Here is a 14,221-nt window from a genome sequence, read left to right on the forward strand (position 1 = left end):
CCCACGATGACGCTCTTCCGAGGAACCTTCCTCGACACCCCCTCCGACCCGTTCTCCGGCGGCGAGCTCCGCACGGAGCAGGACGGCGCCCTACTGGTTCGCGACGGCGTGATCCGCGCCCGCGGGTCCTTCGCCGACCTCCGCGCCCAGCACCCCCAGGAGGAGGTCGTCGACCTCTCCGGCGGCTTCGTGCTGCCCGGATTCGTGGACACCCACGTGCACTTCCCGCAGGTACGCGTCATCGGCGGCCTCGGCATGCCGCTGCTCGACTGGCTCGACCAGACCGCCCTCCCCGAGGAGGCACGCCTCGCCGACACCGCCTACGCCGCGGGCGTGGCCACCGATTTCGTACGCGGCCTGGTCGGTGCCGGCACCACCACGGCACTCGTCTTCGGCAGCCACTTCGCGCCCGCCGTCGACACGGTCTTCGCCGAGGCCGCGCGGGTCGGGCTGCGGATCACCAGCGGCCTCGTGGTCAGCGACCGGCTCATCCGCGAGGACCTGTTCACCGATCCTTCGCGGGCACGGGAGGAGTCGCTCGCGCTCGCGGCCCGCTGGCACGGCGTCGGCCGGGCCCGCTACGCCGTGACGCCGCGGTTCTCGCTGTCGTGCTCCGAGCCGCTGCTCGAGGCCTGCGGTGACGTGCTGCGTGCGGTGCCGGGTGCGATGTTGACCTCCCACGTCAACGAGAACACCCGCGAGATCGCGACCGTCGAGGAGCTCTGCGGCTGCGACTACGTGACCTCCTACGACCGCCACGGCCTGGTCGGCCCCGGCACCGTCCTGGCGCACAACGTGCACCCGACCGACCCCGAGCTCGCCCTGCTGGCCGCCCGCGGGGCCGCCGTCGCGCACTGCCCCTCCAGCAACGCCGCCCTCGGCAGCGGCCTCTTCCCGCTCGCCCGCCATCGCGCCCACGGCGTACGCGTCGCCATGGGCTCCGACGTCGGCGCCGGCACCGGGTTCTCCCTGCTCAAGGAGGGCCTGGGAGCGTACGTCGCCCAGCAGCTCCTCGGCGACGCCGGCCACCCCCTGACCCCCACCCACCTCCTCCATCTGGCCACGGTCGCCGGCGCCGAAGCCCTCGGCCTCGGCGCCTCGATCGGCGACTTCTCCGTCGGCCGCCGCTTCGACGCCCAGTGGATCCAGCCCGCCCCGAGCACGCCTCTCGACGTAGGCCTCGCCCACGCCGCCGACGCCGCCGACGCCCTGGCCAAGATGTTCGCCCTCGGCACCCCCGCCGACGTACGCAGCGTCTGGATCGACGGCGACCTCGTCAACGCCCCTGACCCCCACCTGGTGGGTTAGCAGGCCGAGGCGTCACGTACGTCGGTCGAGTGGTCGTCGCCCTGCCAACTCGGCCGACGCGGGTGACGCCTCGGCAGATCGGAACGACGTATCCTGCCCAGGATCGTCCACGGCTGCGTACCATCTCCAGCGTGTCGGAGTTGCTCGTTGCGATCGTCTCGGCAGTCGTCGGTGCCGCCGTCGGCTCGGGTCTGACGACGCTGACTGCCACCATCCGGTGGCGACGGGTCCAGGTCAGAGCGCATCGCGCGCGTTGGCTCGACACGGCGGAGAGTCCGATCAGCCCGCCCGCGAGTGCCTTCCTCCCAGTCGACTTTCCGGTCGAAGGTGCGACAGCAGGCACGAACCTCCATGTGAAGATCGTCAACCGATCCACTCGAGACGTCGAGGTCACCCACGTCTGGCTCGCGACTGATCCCGTACGGGAGCTCGACCTGTCCCGCTTCGCGCTGCCGGTGAGGATTCGACCTGACGAGACGCACGAGGTCTGGTTTCCGATCAGCGACCTTCCCGCCGACGCTCAGCTCGAGCGACTGGCGACGGTCCGGTTGTCGACGGGGAAGACCATCAGGTCTCGGCCCAACGACACGGTGCCGCCATTCGGGTCAGTCGCTCGTGCGCAAGGCTGAACAACCTCAGTTCGGCTTCACTAGACGATGACACCTTGTGAATTGGGTGGACTCAACCGGTCGAAGCAACGGTTGGTCAGGCTGCTGGGTTCAGCAGCTGGGCCAGCCGTTGGGCCGGCGTCTGTAGGTCAAGGGTAGGGCGTGGGCGTTGGTTGAGGGTGTCGGCGATGCGTTGGAGGTCTTGGGGAGTGTGGCGTGAGAGGTCGCTGCTCTTCTCGAACCAGTGTCTGAGGAGCCGGTTGGTGTTCTCGTTGGATCCTCGCTGCCAGGGGGAGTGTGGATCGGCGAAGTAGATGGTGGTGCCGAGCTCGACCTGGATGTGCTGGTAGCGGGCAAGTTCAAGGCCACGGTCCCAGGTGATCGAGCGTCGTAGGTGATCGGGCAGCGTGCCCATCTCGCGGATCATCGCTTCAGCAACGGTCTCGGCGTCGTGGCGACCGGGCAGGTGGAGCAGGATCACGAACCGGGTGGTGCGTTCGACCAAGGTGCCGATCGCTGAGCCGTTCCCGCTCCCGAGGATCAAGTCGCCCTCCCAGTGCCCCGGAACGGCTCGGTCAGCGACCTCGGCAGGTCGTTGACTGATCTTGAATGCCTCGGCATAGGCGTTCTTGCTGGGGTCATGGCTGGAACGGCCACGAGGTTTGCGGGCCTTGCGCCGAGTAGAGAGGCATCGATGTAGATCGGCTCGGAGCTGACCGCGGGTTTGAACATAGAGGGCCCGGTAGATCGTCTCGTGACTCACCCGTCCCATCCTCGCAGCCGGATCGGCACCGGGGTGATCGGTGCGCAGCACCGCCGCGATCAACCCGGGTGACCAGCCCTGGTCCATCCAGGTCTCGATCAGCCGAGACAGTCGTGGGTTCGCGGCCAGCTTGAACTCCTTGGGACGCCGGCGGCGCTGGTGGGCTGCCCGATGAGCCACCTCACCGCGATAGACACCATCGTGGCCGGTGTTGCGGGCGACCTCGCGGCACACCACCGACCTATCCCGCCCGATCACCGCAGCGATCTTGGCCTGCGACCACCGATCAGCCAGTCCTGCAGCGATCACCGCACGATCCTGGGCGGTCAAACAACGACGCTGACGGCCTGCACGGTCGGTACCGGGGACACTCGGGTCACTCTGTAGCACTGTGCCCAGCCCACCCCGTAACGCACCCGGCTCAAGTGGAATCGGCACTGGGCAAGCCTGATGCCACCACAGCACCGCGGTCGGTTTCGCCACGCCGACCACATCAGCAGCCCGCCGTGCCGACATACCCGCACAGATCAGATCCACGACTCGAGAACGACACTCCTGTGAAAAGGGCTTCCCCGTCGGCATCACAACGCTCCTTCAACTCAGCGTTGCTTCGACCGGTTGAGTCCACCTTGCTCACAAGGTGTCATCGTCTGGTGAAGCCGACTTCGGTGAGGGTCACGTCCTCTCGATGTCGTCGTCGAGCCGGTCCCCGAAGCCCTCACGAGAGTCCTGCGAAGCCGCGAAGACCGAGGCGCCGGAGCGGTTGCCGACGGTGATCTCGTTGAACAGCAGGTTCAGGATGACGGCGACCAGGGCGGTGGCGCTGATGCCGGAGTGCATGACGACCCCGAGCCAGGACGGGAAGGCGTCCCAGAAGGTCGGGGCGGCGATCGGCAGGATCCCGACGGCGAGGGCCACGGAGACGATCACCATGTTGAGGTTGTCCTCGTAGTCGACCCGGGACAGCGTGCGGATCCCCGATGCCGCGACGGAGCCGAAGAGCACGATGCCGGCGCCGCCGAGCACGGGGTACGGGATCGCGGCGACGACCGCACCGACGACCGGCAGCAGCCCGAGCAGCAGCAGGACGAGACCACCGGTCGCGACGACGTACCGACTGCGGATGCCGGTCAGAGCCACCAGACCGACGTTCTGTGCGAACGCGCTGCACGGGAACGTTCCGAACAAGGGCGCAACCGTGGTCGCGGCCATGTCGGCGCGGAGTCCGCGAGCGACACGTCGAGCGTCCACGTCGGTCTCCACGATCTCGCCGATCGCCAGGATGTCGGCGGTCGTCTCGGTCATGATCACCAGGATCACGATCGTCATCGAGACGATCGCACCGACCTCGAAGGTCGGGCTGCCGAAGTGCAGCAGCGGCGGCAGCGCGACCAGGTCGGCCTTGCCGACCGCCGAGAAGTCGGCGCGACCGGCGACGACGGCGATCAGGGTGCCGATGACCAGCCCGATCAGGATCGACAGACGGGAGATCGCGCCCTGGAACACCCGGCTGATCACCAGGATGATGAGGAGCGTCAGACCGGCGTACGCGATGTTCGTCATCGAGCCGTAGTCCGGAGCGGAGGTGTCGTTGCCCATCGCCCACCGGAACGCCACCGGCATCAGCGAAAGCCCGATGACGGTGATGATCGTGCCGGTGACGACGGCCGGGAAGAGCCGGACCAGCTGGGCGAAGAACGAGGACAGGACCAGCCCGATCAGGCCGGCGACGATGATCGCGCCGAAGACCGGGCGCAGCCCGTCCTCGCTGGCGATGGTGACCATGGTCGAGACGCTGGCGAACGAGATCCCCTGCACGATCGGCAGCCGGCTGCCGAAGGGCCCAAGACCGAGCGTCTGCAGCAGCGTGGCGAGGCCCGAGACGAAGAGCCCGGCGGTCACCAGGAGCGCCAGGTCCGTGCCCGAGAGGCCCGCGGCACCCCCGACGATGAGCGGCGGCGCGATCACGCCGCCGTACATCGTCAGGATGTGCTGCGTGCCGTAGGCGAGGAGCTGGCCCGGTGGATGCCGTTCGTCCTCGGGACGGGTCGATACCGATGCGGTTGCCTGTCTCCTACGACCAAGCATGGCCGGGCCTCAGCAGAATCCGGGGATGGCGTGCCAGGCGTTGCCGGCGTCAGGAGCCTCGTCGCGTACGACAGAGGCTTCGATCAGGCCGTAGGGCCGGTCCGCGGCGAAGAAGACCTCGCCGGGGTTGTCCAGGCCGAACGGCGAGAGGTCGGAGAGGAAGTGGTGCTTGTTGGGCGCCGAGAACTTGATCTCGGCCACGTCGCCGTGCTGCTCGAGCACCGAGGTGCCCATCCCGTTCAGCGTCTGCTGCAGGGCGAGGCTGTGGATCTCCGCGAACCGCTGCAGGAGCAGGGCCCGGATGGAGTCGTACGACTTGTCCCAGTCGATCTCGCCCGTCGAAATCGGCAGAGTCGAATAGCGCCAGCGGGCGACGAGCGAGGTCGCCAGGATCCGGTCGGTGGTCTCCTGCAGGGTGGTGTACTCGTCCTTGAGGAAGCCGTGAAACTCCGAGCCGGTCGACTTGAGCACGACCAGGTCCTTGATGCCGGACACCACGTGGGCGACCCGGTCCGCACCACGCCCGTCCACGTTCACCACCGTCGTCCGTACGCCGCCCCCCGATCGCACGAAGGAGTGGTCGTGACCCGCCCCGTCGACCTCGATCCGGTCCCAGGCGTACTCGTCGATCTCGACCCGGGCGCCCTCGGCGGCCGGGCAGGCCTCGAGGTAGCGGTCGGCGAGCGCGAGCGCGAACTCCTCGATCGAGGCGACGCCGATCTTCTTCGCGTAGGCGAAGACGGTGTTCTTCTGGGTGTCGGTGGGCAGCACGTCCTGCTGGTCACCGCTGGTGTGCGCGTCGTCGAAGCGACCACGCAGGGCGGTGGAGACGTTGAGGTCGCGGATCTGGTGGCGAGGCGTGTCGCGGTAGATGCGTACGACGCGGTTCTCGGCCTTGCCGTACTGGTTGGGTCCAAGACGAATGGGCATGTCAGCTCCCTCGGTAGGTGGAGTAGGCGAACGGGCTCAGCAGAAGTGGCACGTGGTGGTGCCGCCGATCGGTGACCGCGAAGGTGACGAGGACCTCCGGGTAGAAGCACTCCTGACCGGTCGCCGCGTAGTAGGCGGCGGTGTCGAATCGGAGCTGGTAGGTGCCGGCGGGGGCCTGATCGGGCCCCAGGTCGGTCACCCGGCCGTCGTCGTCGGTGGTGGCGTCGGCGAGGACGGAGGTCTGTCGGGTGTCGTCCTCGATCCGGCTGAGCCGGACCGGGACACCGGCGGCCGGACGGCCGAGGGCGGTGTCGAGCACGTGAGTGGTGATGGCACTCATGCCGAGACCTCCTCGGCGTCCAGGACCCGCTCGAGTCGCAGCAGCGCGATCTTGCGCAGCTCGTCGGCGACCACGGCCGCCTCCTGGTCGTGATCGTTGCCGAGCCGCTCGCGGAGCGAGGTCAGGACCTGGTCGGCCGAGAGGCCGGTGGCGCAGATCAGGAAGACCCGGCCGAAGCGCTGCTCGTAGGCCCGGTTGCCCTCGGCGAGGGCCTGCGCGGTGGCCGGGTCGGTGCCGACCGCGGCCTGCTCGCGCCGCGACCAGGCGGCCTCGGCGTGCTCGCCCTTGGCGCGCTCCCCGATCCGCGGGTGGGCGGCCAGCGCCTGGTCGACGTCGGCCGCGGTGAACCGCCGGGCCGCCTCGTCGGCAGCCCGGACGACGTCGGCCTCGTCGGCGTAGGGACGCCCGGCCAGGACGGCGGCGACCCAGCTCGGCGCGTCGCAGCAGGTCTGCAGCGCAGGTCGCACGACGTCTGCCGGTGAGGTGTTGAAGCTCTGGAGATCCATGAACCGTTCTCTCTCGCTATGCGGAAACTAATTTCCGTACAGCAACGATTGCATGTGTCTCTCGTCACAGTCAACAGTTTGTTGAAAAGTCTGGGTTACTCCCGCTCACGGTTCAAGTAGTTGTAGACGGTGAACCGGGTGACCCCGAGCGCACCGGCCACGATCTCGGCGCTCTTGCGGTAGTCGAAGGCGCCACGCTCCTCGAGCAGCCGCACGGCGCGCTGCTTCCCCTGCCGGTCCAAGGACCGCAGGTCGCTCCCGAGCTCGTCGGCGACCTCGGTGAGCAGCCCCTCCAGCCCGCCGGCCGTACGCCGCGGCGCGCTGCGTCCCTCGACGCGGACCTGGAAGGTGATCTGGTCGGCTCCGTGGTCCAGCCCCGCGGCCACCACGTCCGCCAGCGTCGCGAGGACCGCGTCGCGCTCGCCGCGCACCGAGGTGCCCAGCGGCCCGAAGTCGCACTCCAGACCGGCCTCGCGCGCGGCCTCCAGTGCCGCGGTCGCGTGCTCGGGAGGCTCGCCCTCGCCACGGAACGGTTCGGTGGTGAACTCGGCTTCGACGCGCATAGCGGCAGGCTACCCAGCCTGCCGCCATGCGTCCGGCAGGCTCAGGCGACCCGCCGACGGGCCAGCTCGGCCAGCTTCACCTGGTCGATCCCGGCGAGCCGCTCGACCTCGTCGGTCGCGACGGCGCCGCACTCCACCCCGCGCAGCACGAACGCGGCGAGCGCGGCAGCGGTGGCCGGCTCGTCCAGGTAGCTCGACGAGCCGCCGTGGACGTACGCCCGCAGCCGGGCCGAGGCGACCTCGAGCCCGTCGCGGAAGAACGCGTAGGTCGCGAGGTAGCGACTGGGGAGCTGCGCCGGGTGCAGGTCCCAGCCCTGGTAGATCCCGCGCGCCAGCGAGCGGCTCACCAGGCGCGAGTGGAGCTGCCACGCAGCGCGCACCGAATCGCGGTCACCGACCGGGAGCACGTTGGTCGAGCCGTCCGAGACGAAGACACCGGTCCCCGCGGCGGCCACCTGCATCACGTCCTTGGCGTGGTCGGCGACCGGGTGCTCCATGCTCTGGAACGCGGCCGCGACACCGAGCGAGGCGGAGTAGTCGTACGTCCCGTAGTGCAGTCCCGTGACCCGGCCCGACCCGGCGGCGATCATCCGGGCGACCAGCGCGGTGCCGTCGGAGCCGAGGATCGACTGCGGCGTCTCCACCTGGATCTCGAACCGAAGACTCCCGGCCTCGATCCCGTGCGCCGCCTCGAGCGCGGACAACGCGGTGACCATCGCGGCCACCTGCTCCACCGAGGTCACCTTGGGCAGGGTGATGACGAACCCGTCCCCCAAGCCGCCCTCGCGGACCAACGAACCCAGGAAGAGGTCGAGCGTACGCAGCCCGCGATGTCGCGTCGGAGCCTCGAAGGACTTGATCCGGATGCCGTGGAACGGGGGCGCGGCGCCGTCGCGGACGGTGGCGGCAAGCGCCCCCGCGGCTGCCACGACCGCAGCGTCCTCATCGGCATCAGGCCGGTTCCCGTAGCCGTCCTCGAAGTCGATCCGCAGGTCCTCGATGGGCTCCTCGGTCAGCTTGGCGCGCACCCGGTCGTAGATCGCGGCGACCGCGTCAGAGCCCAGTCCGAAGACCGAGGCCACCTCAGCGGCCGAGCCCCCGAACTCATCCAGCGCGGCGACCGATTCGGCCGACCACTGCGCCACCGTCTTGTCGGAGTAGCGGTCGCCGGGCACGTAGACCGTGTGCACCGGCTGGCGTACGCCACGATCCCCCGGATAGCCGGCGGCCAGCGCCGCGTCGGCGTCGGCGAGATCCCGGTCGAGCCGGGCAACCAGATCCTCGAGATGGCTCATGCACCCACCACCTGGTCGTAGGCGGGAAGCGTCAGGAAGTCGATGTAGTCGTCGGCGAGCGCGACCTCCTCGAAGATGGTGCGGGCCTGCTCCAGGCGGTGCTCGATACCGTCGGCGGCCGCGAGCAGCTTCGCCATCTCCTCGTCCAGGACCTGGCGTACGAGCTCGGCGGTCACCGGCGTACCGTCATCGAGCTTCGAGGAGTTGTGCACCCACTGCCAGATCTGCGAGCGGGAGATCTCGACGGTGGCGGCGTCCTCCATCAGGTTGTGGATGGCGACGGCGCCGGCGCCGCGGAGCCAGGCGTCGAGGTAGACCAGCGAGACCTCGACGTTGTCGCGCAGACCGGCGAGGGTGATCGCGCCGCCGGCGGAGGCGACGTCGAGCAGGTCCTCGGCAGCGACCGTGACGTCGTCGCGCTGCCGGTCGACCTGGTTCGGGCGATCGCCGAGCACACCGTCGAAGATCTCGCGGCAGATCGGGACCAGGTCGGGGTGGGCCACCCAGGAGCCGTCGAAGCCGTCGCCGGCCTCGCGCTCCTTGTCCTCGCGGACCTTGGCGAAGGCGATGGCGTTGACCTCCTGGTCCTTACGGCTCGGGATGAAGGCGGCCATCCCGCCGATCGCGTGGGCGTTGCGGCGGTGGCAGGTCTTGACCAGCAGCTGGGCGTACGCACGCATGAACGGCGACGTCATCCCGACCGTGGCCCGGTCGGGCAGCACGAAGGAGGGCCCGGCGTCGCGGAAGTACTTGATCAGGCTGAACAGGTAGTCCCAGCGGCCGGCGTTGAGACCCGAGGCGTGGTCGCGCAGCTCGTAGAGGATCTCGTCCATCTCGAACGCGGCCGGGATGGTCTCGATGAGCACCGTCGCGCGCACGGTGCCGTGCTGGATCCCGAGCTCCTCCTGCGCGTACGTGAACACGTCGTTCCACAGCCGCGCCTCGAGGTGGCTCTCCATCTTGGGGAGATAGAAGTACGGCCCGCTCCCGCGCTCCACGAGCTCGCGGGCGTTGTGGAAGAAGTAGAGGCCGAAGTCGACCAGGGCGCCGACGACCGGCTTGCCGTCGACCAGCACGTGCTGGTCGTCGAAGTGCCAGCCGCGGGGGCGCATCACGATCGTGGCCAGCCGCTGGTCCTGCTTGAGCTCGTAGAGCTTGCCCTGCGGCGACATCGCGGAGATGTCGCGTCGGATGGCGTCGTACAGGTTCACCTGGCCGCCGATCACGTTGTTCCAGTGCGGGGTGCTGGCGTCCTCCATGTCGGCCAGCCAGACCCGGGCGCCGGAGTTGAGCGCGTTGATCGTCATCTTCCGGTCGGTCGGGCCGGTGATCTCGACGCGACGATCCTGGAGGTCCTCGGGCACCGGCGCCACGGTCCAGTCGCCGGCGCGTACGTCGGCCGTCTCCGGCAGGAAGTCGAGGCGGCCGGTGCGCGCGACCGTGTCGCGCCGGGCCTTGCGGGCGGCGAGCAGCTCGTCACGGCGGGCCCCGAACCGTCGCTGCAGCTCGGCGACGAAGTCGAGGGCTTCGGGCGTGAGGATCTCGGCTCCTCGCTCGACCTCACCACCGGTGATCTGAATGTTCACGAGCTCCACCCTCCCAGGGCCACAGTTTCCTTTGAATGGATTCTTCTTTCCGCATTGCGGATATTAATCGCGAGGAACAACCGGCGCAACCGTCCGGATTTCCTCTAGACGACGCTAGACTTCCGTCATCCGGAAGAACAGCCCGGACGGACAAAGGAGTTCAGGTGAGCGAGAACGAGAAGGCACCCAAGGCACGCGCCGGTGCCGTGCAGTCGATCGAGCGCGCCTTCGCGCTGCTCGAGACGATGGCCGACGCCGGCGGGACCATGGGGCTCTCCCAGCTCGCCGCCGCCTCCGGTCTCCCGCTGCCGACCATCCACCGCCTGGTCCGCACCCTCGTCGACCTCGGCTACCTCCGCCAGGAGGCCAACCGGCAGTACGTCCTCGGCCCCAAGCTCATCCGGCTCGGCGAGAGCTCCTCGCGCATGCTCAGCACCTGGGCCCGCCCCCACCTGGCGCGGCTGGTCGACGAGGTCGGTGAGTCGGCCAACCTGGCGATGCTCGACGGCGACCAGATCGTCTACGTCGCCCACACCGAGTCGCGCCAGTCGATGCGCATGTTCACCGAGGTCGGCCGCCGGGTGTCCCCGCACTGCACCGCCGTCGGCAAGGCGATCCTCGCCGACATGGCTCCCGACCAGGTCCGCGACATCCTCCGGCGCACCGACATGGTCCCCTACACCTCGACCACCATCACCGACCGCAACGACTACCTCGACCAGCTCGAGCAGGTCCGCGAGCGTCACTACGCCATCGACGAGGGCGAGCAGGAGGCAGGCGTACGCTGCGTCGCCGTCGCCGTCCCCGACTACGCGCCGCGCCTGGCGATGTCGATCAGCGGGCCCACCGGGCGGATGACCGACGAGCTCATCGAGCGCGCCGTCCCGCTGCTCACCGAGGCCGGCAAGCAGCTCGCCGCCGACCTGGCCTGACTCGCGCCGAGCGGCATCCCCGCAGCGCGCCTCCCGACGTGGTACGTATTGCGGTTCCGGGCCACGTCGACCCGGTAGATCTCGGGAGATCTCCATGTTGTTCACCGACGTCGGGCTGAACCGCCGCACACTGCTCCAGGGAGCCGCCGCCATCGCGGGGCTCACCGCTCTGTCCTCGTCCGCGGCCGCGTCCGCGACCTGGGGCGGCGAGCCGCACCAGAGCCCCATCCGCATCACCCCCGGCCACACCGAGCCGGCGCACCTGCCCACCATCCACGTCCACTACCCCCACGACGCGACCGTCACGATGACGTACGTCCGCGAGGACGCCGACGACCCCGACGGCTGCACGGTGCGCGGCCACGAGGAGACCGTGCGCGCCGAGCTCCCGCCCGGCGCGGCGTCGCTCACGGTCGGCGGCGTGACGTACGGCCTGGCGCAGTTCCACTGGCACACCCCGAGCGAGCATCGCCTCGCCGCCCGGGACTACCCGATCGAGATGCACTTCGTGCACCAGGACGACACCGGCCACACCCTGGTCATCGGCGTCTGGGTCCGCCCCGGTCGGGCCAACCAGACCCTCGGCCGCCTCTACGACCACCTGGTCTCCGAGTGCGCCGCTGCCGACCCTGTCGGTCACATCGACATCGGCGCGCTCCTGCCGCGCCGGCACGCCTCCTACCGCTACGACGGCTCCCTCACCACGGCCCCCTACACCGAGGGCGTCCAGTGGGTGATGCTCACCGAGCCCATCACCGCCTCGCCCCGCCAGATCGAGCTCCTCCGCACGATGTTCCCGACCGGCAACCGCCGCGACGTGCAGGACATCACCGACCGCACGGTCCTCTCCGACCGCGGCCCCCTCTAGAGCCGGGTCAGCCGACCCGGACGCCGAGGTTCTGGGTGAAGAAGGCACCCAGTCTCTCGACAGCCGCCCCGACGTAGGGCTCCCGGTCGTAGAGGTCCACGTGGCTCGCGCCCTCGACCCAGAAGGCCTCCTTCGGCCCCACGGCTCGTTGGAAGGCCTCGGTCGTCATCCACGCCGTCTCGGCACGGGTGCCGACCACCATGAGCAGCGGTCGCTGCCCGATCAGCGGAATCTGCGCGAACGCGTCGAACATCGCCATCCTGTCGACGCTCGTCCAGTCGAAGGCCTTGGCGGCTCGCTCGTGATCGGCACGCGGGGTGCAGTAGTAGTCGAAGCCCTCGGCGGCATGCTCGCCGCCGATCGCTCGCGCCTCGTCCGCCGTCGCCGGGAACAGCGGCAGCATCCCGGGGTCCTCACCCTGGGCGCGGGCCGTACGGGCGGCCGCCGCACCGTCGAGCATCGCCTGGAAGACCGACGGGTCCTGGGTGCCGTCGGCGCCGAGACGGAACTGCCGGGCGACATCGACCGCGCAGACGGTCGCGAGCGCCTTGATCCGGTGGTCGCCGGCCGTCGCGGGGAGCGAGTAGCCGCCCGACGCGCAGATGCCGAGCACCCCGATGCGCTCGCGGTCCACCTCGGGCCGGGTGGTCAGGAAGGAGACCGCCGCCTTGATGTCCTCGATGCGCTGAGCCGGGTCCTCGAGCCCGCGGGGAAGACCACCGCTGGCGCCCTGGTAGGCGGCGTCATAGGCGACGGCCACGAAGCCCTGCTCGGCCAGGCGCGAGGCGTACAGCCCCGAGGCCTGTTCCTTGACCCCCGTCCCCGGATGACCGACGACGACGGCGGGCGCGTCGCTCGCGCCTTCGGGGACGTAGAGGTGGGCAGCGATCTGGATCCCTGCGCTGTCGAATGTGACGTCGTGCTTGGTGACCATGGGTCTCTCCTTGGTACTGGCGGCCGGTCCGTCCGGTCCGCGCCGGCGGGTTCGCCGCCTGCACACACCAACTTCCACCGCGTCGAAGGACCGCGAAAGCGGCCAGTATCTGCCTGGGAAGGTTTCTTCCCTCCCTGGCCGCGTACGTCCCGGCCACAATGGACCCATGAGCAACCCAGCCGTTCCCGACGAGCTCGGAGCGTTCCTCAAGGCCTGTCGGGCGCGCCTGACCCCAGCCGATGTGGGCCTGCCTGACCTGGGAAATCACCGGAAGGTACGTGGCCTGCGCCGGGAGGAGGTCGCCAGCCTCGCCGTGATCAGCGTGGACTACTACACCCGTCTCGAACAGGGCCGGGTGAAGGCGTCCGCATCCGTCCTGGAGACGCTGGCTCGTGCGCTCCGGCTGGACGAGGACCAGCAGGCGTACCTGTACGAGATCGCCGGCAAGGTCGATGCGCTTCCCAGGCGCCGGCGGGCCGTGCAGACGATCCGGCCCGCCGCACGCCGGCTCCTCGATCAACTGGTCGACACGCCCGCACTGGTCCTGGGGAGGCGACTCCACGTTCTCGACTGGAACCAGGCCGCCACGGCGTTGTTCATCGACTTCTCGACGATCCCCGAACGGGACCGCAACTACATCCGTCTGATGTTCACCCATCCGCTCGTACGCGGCCTGCATGCCCACTGGGAGCACGACGCCCGCGACGCCGTGGCCGCCCTGCGGATGGAGGCAGCGAACGACCCGCACGATCCCGACCTCGCCAAGCTCGTCGGCGAGCTCTCCGTGAGAGACCCCGACTTCCGTACGTGGTGGGCGGAACGGCACGTGAACTCCGCAGGCTCCGGGACCAAGCACTACCACCACCCTGCGGTCGGTGAGCTGACCCTGGACTGCGACACCTGGCAGAGCCCGGACGGCTCCGGTCAGCGCCTGATGGTGCTCACCGCCCCCGCCGGCAGCCCGTCCGACGATCGCCTGCGCATCCTGACCTCGTGGCAGGCCGACCGCGGCAAAGCCGACGGATTTACAGTCCGCTCCCAGTAGGGGTGCTCACCAGCCCGATGGACGAGTGTTGCCGAGCACCCGGGTCACGGTGATCTCGATGACCACCCGCTCCGGGTTGGGTCGAGGCTGCCGGTAACGCTCGGCGTAGCGCCGCTCGGCATCGGCCACCGACTCCGCGTCGTCCTTGACCACCGCGGTGCCCTCCAGGGTGCACCACCGCCGCCCGTCGACCTGGCTCACCGCCGCCTGCGCGCCGTCCCCGGCCGCGCGTACGTTGCGGACCTTCTTGCTCCCCGCGCTGCTGATGATGCGCGCGATGCCGGCCTCCGGATCGAACGTCACCCCCACCGGCACGAGGTGCGGACTCCCGTCCGGGCGGCTCGTGGTCAGGAAGCAGACCCGCCGCTCCCGCCAGAACTCGTCGTTCTCGGTGGTGGAGGGCGTCGTGTCGGCTGTCATGGGGCTCCTTCGTGGACCGGGACCGGGTGGGCCCA

General features: G+C 69.6%; 15 protein-coding genes. 5 read left to right on the forward strand and 10 right to left on the reverse strand.

The window, feature by feature from the left end; genetic code table 11:
- The first annotated feature begins 6 nt into the window (after positions 1-6).
- Together HD557_RS24020 and HD557_RS24025 are read left to right on the forward strand one after the other, a co-directional pair.
- Positions 7-1,308 (forward strand): guanine deaminase, encoded by a 1,302-nt coding sequence (locus tag HD557_RS24020; protein ID WP_196875739.1) that lies wholly within the window; start codon positions 7-9, stop codon positions 1,306-1,308.
- A gap of 29 nt (positions 1,309-1,337) precedes the next feature.
- Complete coding sequence (locus HD557_RS24025) at positions 1,338-1,937, forward strand: hypothetical protein (RefSeq protein ID WP_196875740.1); 600 nt, start codon at positions 1,338-1,340, stop codon at positions 1,935-1,937.
- A gap of 76 nt (positions 1,938-2,013) precedes the next feature.
- Here the strand turns inward: HD557_RS24025 and HD557_RS24030 are convergent, their stop codons facing one another.
- The 8 genes from HD557_RS24030 to aceB all read right to left on the reverse strand — a co-directional run bounded on the left by HD557_RS24030 (position 2,014) and on the right by aceB (position 9,987).
- Positions 2,014-3,261, reverse strand: a complete 1,248-nt coding sequence (locus HD557_RS24030; protein WP_196873261.1) for an IS30 family transposase — start codon at positions 3,259-3,261, stop codon at positions 2,014-2,016.
- Positions 3,262-3,354: 93 nt separating this feature from the next.
- Positions 3,355-4,767: a nucleobase:cation symporter-2 family protein gene (locus tag HD557_RS24035; protein WP_196875741.1), complete on the reverse strand. Its 1,413-nt coding sequence runs from the start codon at positions 4,765-4,767 to the stop codon at positions 3,355-3,357.
- A gap of 9 nt (positions 4,768-4,776) precedes the next feature.
- Positions 4,777-5,697 carry a factor-independent urate hydroxylase gene (pucL, locus tag HD557_RS24040; protein WP_196875742.1) on the reverse strand — a complete coding sequence of 307 codons (921 nt, stop codon included), beginning with the start codon at positions 5,695-5,697 and terminating at the stop codon, positions 4,777-4,779.
- A 1-nt stretch (position 5,698) separates the two neighbouring features.
- A complete protein-coding gene (gene uraH, locus HD557_RS24045) occupies positions 5,699-6,037 on the reverse strand; it encodes a hydroxyisourate hydrolase (protein WP_196875743.1) in 339 nt (112 codons plus the stop codon).
- On the reverse strand, positions 6,034-6,543 hold the full coding sequence (gene uraD / locus HD557_RS24050) for a 2-oxo-4-hydroxy-4-carboxy-5-ureidoimidazoline decarboxylase (protein ID WP_196875744.1): 510 nt from the start codon (positions 6,541-6,543) through the stop codon (positions 6,034-6,036). Before uraD ends, uraH begins: the two co-directional genes overlap by 4 nt.
- Before the next feature lie 95 nt (positions 6,544-6,638).
- Complete coding sequence (locus HD557_RS24055; protein ID WP_196875745.1) at positions 6,639-7,106, reverse strand: helix-turn-helix domain-containing protein; 468 nt, start codon at positions 7,104-7,106, stop codon at positions 6,639-6,641.
- A 41-nt stretch (positions 7,107-7,147) separates the two neighbouring features.
- Positions 7,148-8,401: a DUF6986 family protein gene (locus tag HD557_RS24060; RefSeq protein ID WP_196875746.1), complete on the reverse strand. Its 1,254-nt coding sequence runs from the start codon at positions 8,399-8,401 to the stop codon at positions 7,148-7,150.
- Positions 8,398-9,987: a malate synthase A gene (gene aceB, locus HD557_RS24065; RefSeq protein ID WP_196875747.1), complete on the reverse strand. Its 1,590-nt coding sequence runs from the start codon at positions 9,985-9,987 to the stop codon at positions 8,398-8,400. Before aceB ends, HD557_RS24060 begins: the two co-directional genes overlap by 4 nt.
- A 164-nt stretch (positions 9,988-10,151) precedes the next feature.
- On the opposite strand from aceB, the gene HD557_RS24070 reads away from it, so the two are divergent.
- Positions 10,152-10,919, forward strand: a complete 768-nt coding sequence (locus HD557_RS24070) for an IclR family transcriptional regulator (RefSeq protein WP_196875748.1) — start codon at positions 10,152-10,154, stop codon at positions 10,917-10,919.
- A 94-nt stretch (positions 10,920-11,013) separates the two neighbouring features.
- The gene (locus HD557_RS24075; protein ID WP_196875749.1) at positions 11,014-11,787 is read left to right on the forward strand and encodes a carbonic anhydrase family protein; all 774 of its coding nucleotides are present in this window, start codon (positions 11,014-11,016) and stop codon (positions 11,785-11,787) included.
- Between the two features lie 7 nt (positions 11,788-11,794).
- Here the strand turns inward: HD557_RS24075 and HD557_RS24080 are convergent, their stop codons facing one another.
- The gene (locus HD557_RS24080) at positions 11,795-12,889 is read right to left on the reverse strand and encodes an alpha/beta hydrolase (protein ID WP_445321544.1); all 1,095 of its coding nucleotides are present in this window, start codon (positions 12,887-12,889) and stop codon (positions 11,795-11,797) included.
- On the opposite strand from HD557_RS24080, the gene HD557_RS24085 reads away from it, so the two are divergent.
- Positions 12,888-13,766: a helix-turn-helix domain-containing protein gene (locus tag HD557_RS24085; protein WP_196875751.1), complete on the forward strand. Its 879-nt coding sequence runs from the start codon at positions 12,888-12,890 to the stop codon at positions 13,764-13,766. The two genes, HD557_RS24080 and HD557_RS24085, sit on opposite strands and share 2 nt — an antisense overlap.
- A 6-nt stretch (positions 13,767-13,772) precedes the next feature.
- Here the strand turns inward: HD557_RS24085 and HD557_RS24090 are convergent, their stop codons facing one another.
- The gene (locus HD557_RS24090; protein WP_196875752.1) at positions 13,773-14,186 is read right to left on the reverse strand and encodes a PPOX class F420-dependent oxidoreductase; all 414 of its coding nucleotides are present in this window, start codon (positions 14,184-14,186) and stop codon (positions 13,773-13,775) included.
- Positions 14,187-14,221: the final 35 nt, after the last annotated feature.

It is taken from the genome of Nocardioides luteus (assembly GCF_015752315.1).
GTDB lineage: Bacteria > Actinomycetota > Actinomycetes > Propionibacteriales > Nocardioidaceae > Nocardioides.